Here is a 10,608-nt window from a genome sequence, read left to right as displayed (position 1 = left end):
GCTCCCCGCCCCGCCTATAGGCAGGCAGACCAGAAAATTCCGAGGCAGCTTGACGCTGCATGGTGTGAGGTATGGGGATAAAATGCACGCGGGAAATCCGAATCCGATATTACTTTTATTCGAAAACTTCGATTTCATTATAGAAGGTATCCCGTTCAACCGGGATGCGTCCTGCACCTTTGACCAGCCAGATCAGCTCTTTACGGGTCAATCCGGCCGGGGTCAGTGCACCTGCGGCATGGCTGATTTGCTCGCGCACAATCGTACCATGGACGTCCGATGCGCCGAAGGTCAGAGCGACCTGCGTCAATTGCGGACCAATATTAATGAAGTAAGCTTTGACATGGTCGATATTATCCAGCATCAGACGGCTGATCGCAATGGTTTTGAGATCCTCGTAAGCGGAGTTACGGCGCATGATGTTGGCGTTTTTGCTTTTCGGCTGCATGGACAATGGAATAAATACCATAAATCCGTTCGTTTCGTCCTGCAATTCACGAATTTGCAGCATATGTTCAATACGATCCTGATACGATTCGACCGAACCGTACAGCATGGTCGTATGAGTTTTCATGCCGAGATGGTGGGCCGTGCGATGAACCTCAAGATAGCGATCTACATTCGCTTTGGTGACACGCATCTTTTGGCGATACTCATCCGATAAAATCTCTGCGCCACCGCCGGTCAACGTTTGCAGACCTGCCTTTTGCAGTTCCTGAAGCACTTCCTTAATGCTCAAGCCGCTAATCCGTGTGAAAAAGTCAATTTCCGCTGCGGTGTAAGCTTTGAGTGTAACGTGGGGATACTTTTCATTGAGCGCCTTCAATGAGTCTACATAGTATTGGAAAGGCACATGATTATTATGACCACCGACGATATGAAATTCTCTTACCCCCGGATGGATGTGTTGCTCAACATAATCAATCATTTCCTGCCCGGACAACGTATAAGAGCCGTCCTCCCCCTGATCCTTGCGGAAATTGCAGAACGCGCAGTGCGCTTCGCATACATTGGTGAAGTACAGGCTCATGTTCTCAATAAAATAAACCTTTTTTCCGTTCTTGCGTAAATTCGCTTCGTTAGCCAACTGACCCAGTGTGAGAATATCGTCAGTTTCGTACAAATATATACCATCTTCAAGGTTCAAACGGATGCCGTTCTGTACCTTTTCTACAATCTCCGCCATTCTGCGGTCTGTAAAGGGTGTAGCTAATGTGGACATGCCTATTCCTCCTTCAAGTTGCTCTGTGCGAGGCTGTACGCCCTATAAGCGGCACAAGCGCTTAATGCGCACAGGATGTCCCGTTCCGTCGGTAAGAATCCGGCAGCGCGGATATATGATATGTGAAAAATATTACAATGCCAGGCTACAATGATGAATGCCTCAAAATATCGCCTTTGAAATGACAAATTTCCGACAGTTTCTTTTACACACTCCTCACCTATTATAAACCTCACCTCACAGGTGTTCAATACAAACGAACAGAAAAACAGGTCCTTTAGCCTGCAAGGGAAGGACATTCCATGACTTGAGCACCTGCAAATAGTGGAGTATACTGAAGGAGAACATGAAGTAAAAGAGGAGGATGAAGTCATGATTAACATCACCGATTCCGCTGCCGAGCGCTTGAAAGATATGCTGGAGCAGCAGGAAACGCCGAATATGTTTTTGCGTCTGGGTGTTACGCCGGGTGGTTGCACTGGATTCTCGTATGCCATGGGCTTTGATGACAACGAGACGGATCAGGATATATATATGAACGTACAGGATATGAAGATTGTAGTGGAAAAAGAAAGCATCCGCTACCTGGACGGTCTGGAAATCGACTTTGAAGAGTCCGGTATGTCAGGCGGTTTTACCATTCATAATCCGAATGCAATCGCTACCTGTGGTTGCGGTTCAAGCTTCCGTACAGCTACGGATGCAGGGAAGCCGAACGAAGAGCCTTGTTAATTAATGTTTTTCGAGTGGTGGTCTGTTGATCTGTTCGGAGGTAGATGCGTTAGCCTAGCGGAATAGGTATTCGGGATTGCGGATACGGCCTTTGTGACGGGATTTTACTCGTTGCGGAGGTCGTTTTTTGTGTTGTTTTTCTGTCTATCATCATCATCATTTGCTTTTGAAATGCCGATATAACATGGAGTTTGGAGAACTATGTTCTACATAAATTTTACCTAAAGGAAGTGGAAAGAGATGTTGAAAAAGAAATGGCTTATCACTCCGCTGGTTGCGGTGGCACTGTTTTTTAGTCAATCCGCATTCGCGGCAAATACGTTTACTGATGTGAACGGGACAAAATATGAGTGGGCTGCTGAATCTATTCGTTCGATGGTCGACAAAGGTGTTGTCAAGGGCTATGCGGATGGGACCTTCAAGCCAGGCAAAACCATAACGAAAGCGGAATTTGTAAATATGTTTCACAAGCTTTTTCCAGAGATCAATCATTCGTCTGGAAAAGCTTCAGAATTTGTTGATGCGCGTAAGCACTGGGCGAATAAAGATTTTGCAGCATTATTCAATGGGGATTATGTTTGGGGCTTCACTGAAAGAGTAGGAGGCAAATATCCAAACTATCAATTCTATATCAATCCCGACAAACCGCTGACCCGCTGGGGTGTTATGATGATTGCTTCCGTTCGGACGGATTATACGAATCAGACTCTTCATCCTGAGATCAAGGAAGTAATCTCTGCAGCTGCGCAGTATAAGGATATAAAAATTCGTCAGGCGAATTACAATGACAATTACTCGTTCAGCTATCCAGTAATATACATCGACACGACTCAAGAGGAGCCCTATTATGATGGAGATTCCCAAACTCAAAAGGCAGAAGCATTCTACACCCTGACTAATATGGGCGTCCTTACCGCCAATGATGGATACCTTCACCCCAAAGCGCTAGTCACACGGGCTGAAGCGGTTACCATTTTACAGCGTTTGTACGAAGCCACAAAGCAATCGAAGTGATGATCAGACGAAAGCAAAGAAAAGATTCAACTATAAATGAAGGCCTCTATAGCGGTATAGTTGCGTACTATATTGCTATAGAGGCCTTTTTGAATGTGTTTAATGATCATTATCACTACGTGTGGATTGGACAAATTTACTCAGGGCATTAAAAAAGGCAAATACAACTGTAAAAAGTAAGAGTGCTACGGGTTTAATTTCAATCTCAGAAAAAACACTATATAGAACTAAACATGCAAAAAAGAGTACTGAGGTATTTATGTTTTGTTTTGTGCAAATCGATTTATAAAATCCATTTTATCACTCTCCATTATATTATAAGTGATTACTCTCGCATGACTTATAAGGCAATGAAGCAACCAATCAAAAGATCGAATATATAAATGGAACTTAAAAGTTACTTTAGTGCCACTCCGCAGACGGATGGTGCTTCCCATCGCCACCGCCCCCGGATTTCTTGAATAAAGCTTATAATTGGGTAGAAATCCGGGGACAAAAGCGACCGCTTCGCTTGTACAGCACCATTCCGTCTTCTCCGTTTTTCATGTACATTTCTTACTATATAGCAAAAAATAGAACTAATTGATCGGTTCCTTATGCAGCAGGGTAGATTAACAATAGGAAAATATAGTTAATAAAAAGGAAGAGCGCTATCCTCTTCAAAAAGGCTAGTGCTCTTTTTCTATAAACTCTACAACCTCTTCAATTCTACAGTCTAATTCCTCACAAATGCGTGCAATGACACTCATAGCTACAAATTCCCCATTAGACATTTTCGCCAAAGTAGATGGTGATATTCCTAATTGAGTGCGAAGGTAAGTTCGTGTTTTATCTCGTTTAATTAGAGTGATTTCCATTGGTTTATAACTTGGTTTCAATCCCATGAGCAATCCCCCTCAACTTATTATATGTACTCAAATCTTATAGAAGTCAAACTTAAATTACAATAATGCGTACATTTTATTCGATAAGTGTTGAAAGTTTACGTGTGAAAGTGTATTATATGTATAAGAAGTCGTACATTAAATACATATAAACATAACATTGTGTGCTTCATTGACAAGATTAATGAATACAGAAGGAGCGGAATTAATTATGAGCGAATCTGTTGAATTGAAAAGAGTTGCCATGGTATATGGACCTGATGATGATCCTCATATGTACGAATTATTTGAGGGAGTTTTGTATGAGCGTAGCTATTTCTTTTATCTTGAACATGGGAGATTGTGTCTGCGACATGTAAGAAAGGTAGAACAACCGGATCATCCGTATCTTTATGTGGATGGGGAAAGTGGGGGGCTACAATTAGCAGAGAATGTACAACGTGAGATCATGGAGGTTGCTACAGAGCTGATCGAGCGTTTGCGTAGTAAGGATGGATTGAGGTTTTTACTGGATGAACTGCTATGGCTACATGGTCGAAGTCATGTTGAGCTTAACCTCGTGAAAACAAAGGGAAATCTGTAAGCCAGTATTGTTTTTCTTATGGTTCCTTCTATATTCCAATTATCCCATTTATGCTATAATAATTTGGACAAAATAACCGGTGGGGAAGATACGGCGAAGCTAGCCCGAGAGGGGGTGACGCCGTGTCATTTGATCTAATCGTGAAGATTCTTGACGTTGTGCTAAAGTTGGTCAGTATTACTACTGGTCTAAAGGCTTTGGTTCAAGCCTGGAAACAATCACGTAAAGACAGGAAAAACCACCGGGAATAGGTTTGGCCTCCTAGCAATCCGGTGGTTTTTCGTACGCAGTATGAAATTCTCGCCGTGGTCGCCCACCGGCCTTTGTCAGAAAGTCGCGATGGTGGAACATCGCGACTATTCTTATTTTACCCACATATCATATGTTATATGACACATAGTACGTGATACAGCTTTTGTTGATAGTATAGCATAGTGCTATTTTTTTTTCCACAAATGGTGTTAGTCTTAACTATTTCACCAAGCTACAATGCCCTGAAATGATCTTCAACGCCCCATCCATATCGTGCCAAACACGGGTGTAGCACATTTCATCTTCAATGGGTTCATTACCTACCGTTCCTCGTAAAGAAACTCGCGTCACAGTTACCGCAGTACCATCCAGCAGGATCACCTTTTGGTCCAGAACTTGAATATCCGTAAAATGTAAAACACCTGAACGATGCGCCTCCAGATTCGCTTCTTTGTTCAACATCTGTCCAAAGTGATTTACAAATATAAGATCATAACGATCTCAGTCACTATTTAAGGAACATTATACACCTGCCAAAATCTCGTTACTAATGCTTCCTAATTTTTCACATCCGTAAATAACTCCTGTGCGGTGCGCACAAATAACTGTACAGCCAGAGAAGCATTGTGCAGGGATGGCACGGCGATACCAATCTGGCGTGTAATCAGGGGTGTGGTTTCCTTGACGGTCAGACCATGAGGGAATGTGGACAAGGAGAATGAAGAGACGATCCCCATGCCTAGTCCTTGTCGAACCATGCTGACCAAGGTGGTGACATTGTGAGTAGTGAAACGTGCCTGCAACTGGCTTTGTTCACGCTCGAAGCCTTCCATAATGGCAACCTCATGCCCGCCTTTACAAAAGATCATATCCTGCTGGTTCAAGTCTCGAATGGCGATTTTGCTTTGCGATTGCAAAGGATGACCGTCCGGCAGGAGAATAACCATATTATCCTGACATAAAGGGATAACATCCACCTGCGGATCTGGCAGCAGAATGATACCTGCTTCAATCTCTCGGTTATGCAGCCATTCCTTAACCTCATTCGTGGAGCCTTCATGCAGATCGAATATGAGGTTCGGGTAATGCTGACGAATATGATGTATGATCGGGGGCAGAAAATAGGCGGAGGCCGAAGGGAAAGCTCCGATGGTGATTGTGCCAACGTCCAGCCCTTTTTCGGCTGCGACCTGCTGCTCTACCTTTTCCATGCTTTGCAGTATCATGCGAAATTGCAGCAGTACCTTTTGCCCGATATCTGTCAGCAGCACGCCTTTTTTCCGGTCACGCAGCAATAGCTGGACATCCAGCTCACTCTCAATACTGGCGATGGCATGGCTGATTGCGGGTTGTGTCATATGCAGCTCATGGGCAGTTTGGGTAAAGTTTAGCGTTTCAGCTACGCGGACAAAGATCATGATTTGGGTAATGGTCATAATCGAAAAGTTATCTCCCTTATCGAAAACATTCATTTTATTTATTAGTGCCCACAGTATACGCTAATAAAGTAAAGCTTTGCAAATGGCTGTAAATGACTATAGCCGTATGAAATGAGCGATGATCATCGCTAGGGGAGAGGAAGATATCTATGAAAACATTAACACCTAAAGCTACGCTGTGGCTTGTATTGATATTAGTGATGGTGTGGGGGATTAACTGGCCGTTGACCAAGCTGGCTTTGCCGGATACACCGCCTATTTTATTTTCAGGCATACGTACGTTGCTGGGAGGGCTAATCCTGCTTCTGTTCGCTATGCGTCACAGGGAAACCTTGCGTTTGAGACAGAATGCGTGGACGTATCTCGTTCTGGCGATATTTAATATTGCAGGCTACTATGGCTTTCAGACGGTGGGGCTACGATATTTGCCTGCCGGGTTATTTTCCACTTTAGTATTCTTACAGCCGATCTTGCTTGGATTGTTCTCCTGGTTGTGGTTGGGTGAGCGCATGTTTCCGATGAAGGTCATTGGACTGGTTATCGGCTTTGGCGGGATAATTGTGATTAGCTCCGGCGGGATGGCAGGGCATTTGTCCGTCTTGGGTATTGTGTTAGGGCTGGCCTCTGGATTGTCCTGGGCACTCGGAACGATTTATTTGAAGAAAAAAAGCAAGCAGTTGGACTCCATTTGGGCGGTGACGATGCAGCTCATTTTTGGGGGGATTATACTTAATGGAATTGGACTTACGACGGAGAAATGGAGCGATATTCACTGGAGCCCCTCCTTTATCGCTATCTTGCTGTTTATATCCGTATTCGTGATTGCGATGGGCTGGATGATTTATTTTAAGCTGATCGAAAACGGAGAAGCAGGAACTGTCGGCTCCTATACGTTTATGATTCCGGTGCTGTCTACGATCTTTAGTATGGTGATGCTCAAGGAGTCGCTTACCCTGACATTCGTGGTGGGATTGGTGCTGATCGCGGGCAGTGTGTATCTGGTGAATACGGCTTTACCGGGAAAACGGGGCAACCGAAGCTCAATGGCCCACGAAACGAAATCCTGTACCAATGAATAGAGAATGAGAATGCAGGAAGAATATACTAGATTATAAAAGGGGGTCATAGTAAAATATGACTATATAAATAGAGAGGAAGTTTGTTATGGGGGAATTAAGCAGTCATACTCAGTCTGTGGAGCCGCAAAAGGGTTCTGCTCGTAAGCTTGTAGTCGTAGCCACGGTCATTTCAGGCATAGCTGTATTAGGATGTATTTCTTTAGCGCTATGGAATTATAATTTGAACACGAAGGTAAATACTTTAACTACAGCGAATGCTTCACTCAACAAGACAACGCAAGCATTGACAAAGCAGCAAAAGGATACGGAAGCATTGCTGCAACAGGTTAGATTAGCAGCCAACCTGTCATCCATATCGCATGCATTGGAGCAGACTTCTGTCGTTACTGATGATTTTGTATTGGAAAAAGTGACCTTTGATGTAGCAGAGAATGGTACGTTGAAGGGTGTGCTTTTAAATGTGAACAATCAACCGAATCTTGGTTTTGGGGGGGCTTATCAAGGTTATGGTAAATATAATATGGCTTCTTCTACTTTGACGAAGAAGGCGGAGGAAGTCATAGACATAGCTATGAAACAGTATGGTACGTCGGACAAGCTTCCGGTATGGGATAAAAATACGAAGGTGGAAATGACGGTACAAAATTATGAACTTGGAAAGCGGGAAGGTGGAATTTTCAAGCTTGCCAGTCAGAAATAGGAGGTACCTTATGAAGGATTTTGACGTAACCCAAGCCAAGTATGATCCGAAGCAGGAAGAACAGGTGAAAAAGGGATTTTTCAAAAAGGTGAAATCCACGGCCGGGAAGGTTCCTTTTGTGAAGGATGCGGTGGCCATGTACTATTGTGCGATAGATCCTGAAACGCCTCTTTATGCCAAAGGGGTGGCCTTCGGGGCCTTGGCGTATTTTATTTCTCCATTGGATGCGATATCGGATGTCATTCCGGTGCTGGGTTTTACGGATGATGCGGGTATCGTTCTGGCGGCCTTAAAAGTGCTGGACATGCATATCAAGCCGGCCCATCGGGAGAAGGCGAATGAATTTCTTTCTTGAGTTTTGCCAGATGAGCGGGGGAGCTAAGGGAATGGATACACAAACGCCTACAGTGAGTGAGCAATCAGAGCCGTAGGGCTGGGTGTTTGCTCTCTGGGGATATTAGTGGGTTTTGCACTTCCTCATTTTGTGTTAGGTATCCTGGGTCTGGTCTTTGGGATCTTGACAAAACGAAGGGAGCAAGGAATTGCAAGGATGGACGGAGCGATGATATGATGAAAGCTATTGTTCGTACAAACCTTAACGGGAGGTAAACAGCATTGAGCGTCATTATTTCACAGCAGATTTCAGCAACGGGCGTGAAGGAATATACGAAGGTGATCAAAACATTTGATTCCCATTTTACACCTTTGGTCGGACAGAAAATCAGGGATACGGCTTTTGGCGATATGCAATATTATGACGTCGAGGATGTATTTATTGATCTGGCAGAGAATGAATACTGGGTGATTTTACCTGCGGTTCTGCTGCACACCGATGATATTGAGGATGTACGGGATGCGGTACGTGAGTATCGTTCACATGGTTGGGAATGTACAAAGCCTTTGTAAATCCATACTGCATAAGCATCTATACGGAAACGTCTTTCTTTTGCGAGATAGGCGTTTTTTTGTGTATTTATGTATAAAATCTTCCTAATGATTGGCATGAAAAGAAAGAATTAATGCTGAAAATGCGCAAATTGTATCATTTTTTATCATAAAACGACAAGTTGGGAAATGAAAACGGACTTAATGTGTTATACTTAGTATATCAAAGGACAAGAGTCTAAAACGACCGGTAAGGCCCTTTCTTTGAAGAGCCTCGTAAGGTTCAACGTTTATCCAAAATAAATGGACAAAAGGAAAAGGGGATATGCTAACGTGAGAGTGAATTTGAAATTTACGAACAAAGGGCAAGTTGCAGTCGAGAAGTTCAACAATGAGGAGCTTATCGAAATCTTTACCCGCTACATTAAAACGTTAAGCAAGAAGTATGATATCTCGGTTACCGTACCGGAGGATCTGAATCAGCAGATCTTGGCAGAGGGCACCGTAAAGGTCGTGTTGGATAAGATTAATTGTGACATGGACGCTTTTTTCAAGGAGCTGAGCCGGGATATTAAGGTGCCACTGGTCAAAAGATTGGGTACCAAATTGGATAACGTGTTTAAGACCGAGGTCGTGGAGCAGAGCTAAGAATAAGGATCAAGCAAGTCTGGATGATGATTCGTAATATGAAATCATAAAACCTCCCGAATGGGGCGCATGGCTAGGCAATGTGCTCGTTCGGGAGGTTTTATATGTTTAAACTGCTCTATTCAGCAGGAAAACATGCAATGTCGGTCCGTTAGCGGGTGGTGGACGCAAGGCGCAGCTTGGCTAAATCAAACGAAGGAACAAGTCCTTCCTGTGCGGCGCGTCCGAGCAGTGCTTCGATGGCTGCGTATCCACTGTCGCCCAGATTGGCGGTGAAGTCGTTCACGTACAGGTCGATATGCGATTGGGCCACATCCGGAGACAGCTCCTGTGCATGGGACAATACATATTCGCTTGAGGCCTCGGGATGCTTCCAAGCATACTCGACAGAGGCGCGTATCCAGCCTGCAATCGCATCGAGGTCCAGAGAACGGCGGGCAATAATGGCCCCAAGCGGAATCGGGAGACCTGTATCTTCCTCCCACCAGTTGCCCAGATCCACTTGCTTGCTGAGACCGTAGGATGGATACGTGAAACGTGCCTCGTGAATAACCAGCCCGGCATCCATATGTCCGTCACGAACAGCAGGCATGATCTGGTCGAACGGCATCACGACAATTTCGCCGACCCCTCCCGGCACATGCTTGGCCGCCCACAGGCGGAACAGGAGATAGGCTGTGGAGCGTTCACTCGGCACGGCTACGCGCTTGCCGGACAGGGCTTCCGGGCCTTGAGCAGTGGTGTCTTCCTTGGTCAGCACGAGCGGTCCGCAGCCCCGACCGAGTGCGCCGCCGCAAGGCAGCAGGGCGTATTCATCCAGCACCCAAGGCAGCGCAGCATAAGAGATTTTCATAACATCCAGCCCATTTGGCGTTACCGCCAGATTGTTGGTGATGTTGATATCGGCAAAAGTGATGTCCAGCTCAGGTGCGCCGGGAATCAAGCCATGCGCCAGGGCATGGAAGACAAAGGTGTCGTTGGGACAAGGTGAAAAAGCAATTTGCATCTATATAACCTCCGTTAATGTAGAGAATGCGGCTTCCAACGCTTGCAAAGCCTCTTTGATCCGCCAAGCTGCGCGGTCACGTGGACCCACGGCATTGGAAATCGTGCGGATTTCCATCACAGGCAGCTCCAGCTTGTTCGCCGCTACGGCTACGCCGTAGCCTT

General features: G+C 45.0%; 13 protein-coding genes and 1 pseudogene. 8 read left to right on the top strand and 6 right to left on the bottom strand.

Annotated elements, in window-relative coordinates; translation table 11 throughout:
- Positions 1-115: 115 nt before the first annotated feature.
- On the bottom strand, positions 116-1,222 hold the full coding sequence (gene mqnE, locus L696_RS0102040) for an aminofutalosine synthase MqnE (RefSeq protein WP_025682168.1): 1,107 nt from the start codon (positions 1,220-1,222) through the stop codon (positions 116-118).
- Between the two features lie 372 nt (positions 1,223-1,594).
- Here mqnE and L696_RS0102035 point away from each other — a divergent pair, with 372 nt between their 5' ends.
- On the top strand, positions 1,595-1,954 hold the full coding sequence (locus L696_RS0102035) for a HesB/IscA family protein (protein ID WP_014277861.1): 360 nt from the start codon (positions 1,595-1,597) through the stop codon (positions 1,952-1,954).
- A gap of 240 nt (positions 1,955-2,194) precedes the next feature.
- Positions 2,195-2,968 (top strand): S-layer homology domain-containing protein, encoded by a 774-nt coding sequence (locus L696_RS0102030; RefSeq protein ID WP_025682167.1) that lies wholly within the window; start codon positions 2,195-2,197, stop codon positions 2,966-2,968.
- Positions 2,969-3,636: 668 nt separating this feature from the next.
- Here L696_RS0102030 and L696_RS0102025 read toward each other — a convergent pair.
- The gene (locus tag L696_RS0102025; protein ID WP_025682166.1) at positions 3,637-3,852 is read right to left on the bottom strand and encodes a helix-turn-helix domain-containing protein; all 216 of its coding nucleotides are present in this window, start codon (positions 3,850-3,852) and stop codon (positions 3,637-3,639) included.
- 211 nt (positions 3,853-4,063) lie between these two features.
- On the opposite strand from L696_RS0102025, the gene L696_RS0102020 reads away from it, so the two are divergent.
- On the top strand, positions 4,064-4,435 hold the full coding sequence (locus L696_RS0102020) for a hypothetical protein (protein ID WP_025682165.1): 372 nt from the start codon (positions 4,064-4,066) through the stop codon (positions 4,433-4,435).
- Between the two features lie 471 nt (positions 4,436-4,906).
- On the opposite strand, the gene L696_RS0102010 is transcribed toward L696_RS0102020, so the two are convergent.
- The gene (locus tag L696_RS0102010) at positions 4,907-5,173 is read right to left on the bottom strand and encodes a nuclear transport factor 2 family protein (RefSeq protein WP_280740110.1); all 267 of its coding nucleotides are present in this window, start codon (positions 5,171-5,173) and stop codon (positions 4,907-4,909) included.
- A 71-nt stretch (positions 5,174-5,244) separates the two neighbouring features.
- On the bottom strand, positions 5,245-6,123 hold the full coding sequence (locus L696_RS0102005; protein WP_025682164.1) for a LysR family transcriptional regulator: 879 nt from the start codon (positions 6,121-6,123) through the stop codon (positions 5,245-5,247).
- Positions 6,124-6,275: 152 nt separating this feature from the next.
- On the opposite strand from L696_RS0102005, the gene L696_RS0102000 reads away from it, so the two are divergent.
- From L696_RS0102000 to L696_RS0101980, 5 genes are all read left to right on the top strand, one after another.
- Positions 6,276-7,205 (top strand): DMT family transporter, encoded by a 930-nt coding sequence (locus tag L696_RS0102000; protein WP_025682163.1) that lies wholly within the window; start codon positions 6,276-6,278, stop codon positions 7,203-7,205.
- An 85-nt stretch (positions 7,206-7,290) separates the two neighbouring features.
- Positions 7,291-7,905 (top strand): hypothetical protein, encoded by a 615-nt coding sequence (locus L696_RS0101995; protein WP_025682162.1) that lies wholly within the window; start codon positions 7,291-7,293, stop codon positions 7,903-7,905.
- 10 nt (positions 7,906-7,915) lie between these two features.
- The gene (locus L696_RS0101990; RefSeq protein ID WP_025682161.1) at positions 7,916-8,260 is read left to right on the top strand and encodes a YkvA family protein; all 345 of its coding nucleotides are present in this window, start codon (positions 7,916-7,918) and stop codon (positions 8,258-8,260) included.
- Positions 8,261-8,520: 260 nt separating this feature from the next.
- Positions 8,521-8,811 carry a hypothetical protein gene (locus tag L696_RS0101985; RefSeq protein WP_025682160.1) on the top strand — a complete coding sequence of 97 codons (291 nt, stop codon included), beginning with the start codon at positions 8,521-8,523 and terminating at the stop codon, positions 8,809-8,811.
- 312 nt (positions 8,812-9,123) lie between these two features.
- Positions 9,124-9,438 (top strand): hypothetical protein, encoded by a 315-nt coding sequence (locus L696_RS0101980; protein WP_025682159.1) that lies wholly within the window; start codon positions 9,124-9,126, stop codon positions 9,436-9,438.
- 151 nt (positions 9,439-9,589) lie between these two features.
- Here L696_RS0101980 and L696_RS0101975 read toward each other — a convergent pair whose 3' ends face one another.
- The gene (locus L696_RS0101975; protein ID WP_025682158.1) at positions 9,590-10,444 is read right to left on the bottom strand and encodes a 1,4-dihydroxy-6-naphtoate synthase; all 855 of its coding nucleotides are present in this window, start codon (positions 10,442-10,444) and stop codon (positions 9,590-9,592) included.
- Positions 10,445-10,608 (bottom strand): annotated as a pseudogene (locus tag L696_RS31700) (futalosine hydrolase); the annotation flags it as partial.

Source organism: Paenibacillus maysiensis (genome assembly GCF_000520815.1).
Lineage (GTDB): Bacteria > Bacillota > Bacilli > Paenibacillales > Paenibacillaceae > Paenibacillus > Paenibacillus maysiensis.
Note: the sequence above shows the minus strand (reverse complement) of the source record. Positions and strands in the feature narration are given on the sequence as shown.

Coding starts and splice junctions, on each gene's coding strand:
- mqnE (WP_025682168.1), bottom strand. CDS start 1,222: ATGTCCACATTAGCTACACCCTTTACAGACCGCAGAATGGCGGAGATT.
- L696_RS0102035 (WP_014277861.1), top strand. CDS start 1,595: ATGATTAACATCACCGATTCCGCTGCCGAGCGCTTGAAAGATATGCTG.
- L696_RS0102030 (WP_025682167.1), top strand. CDS start 2,195: ATGTTGAAAAAGAAATGGCTTATCACTCCGCTGGTTGCGGTGGCACTG.
- L696_RS0102025 (WP_025682166.1), bottom strand. CDS start 3,852: ATGGGATTGAAACCAAGTTATAAACCAATGGAAATCACTCTAATTAAA.
- L696_RS0102020 (WP_025682165.1), top strand. CDS start 4,064: ATGAGCGAATCTGTTGAATTGAAAAGAGTTGCCATGGTATATGGACCT.
- L696_RS0102005 (WP_025682164.1), bottom strand. CDS start 6,123: ATGACCATTACCCAAATCATGATCTTTGTCCGCGTAGCTGAAACGCTA.
- L696_RS0102000 (WP_025682163.1), top strand. CDS start 6,276: ATGAAAACATTAACACCTAAAGCTACGCTGTGGCTTGTATTGATATTA.
- L696_RS0101995 (WP_025682162.1), top strand. CDS start 7,291: ATGGGGGAATTAAGCAGTCATACTCAGTCTGTGGAGCCGCAAAAGGGT.
- L696_RS0101990 (WP_025682161.1), top strand. CDS start 7,916: ATGAAGGATTTTGACGTAACCCAAGCCAAGTATGATCCGAAGCAGGAA.
- L696_RS0101975 (WP_025682158.1), bottom strand. CDS start 10,444: ATGCAAATTGCTTTTTCACCTTGTCCCAACGACACCTTTGTCTTCCAT.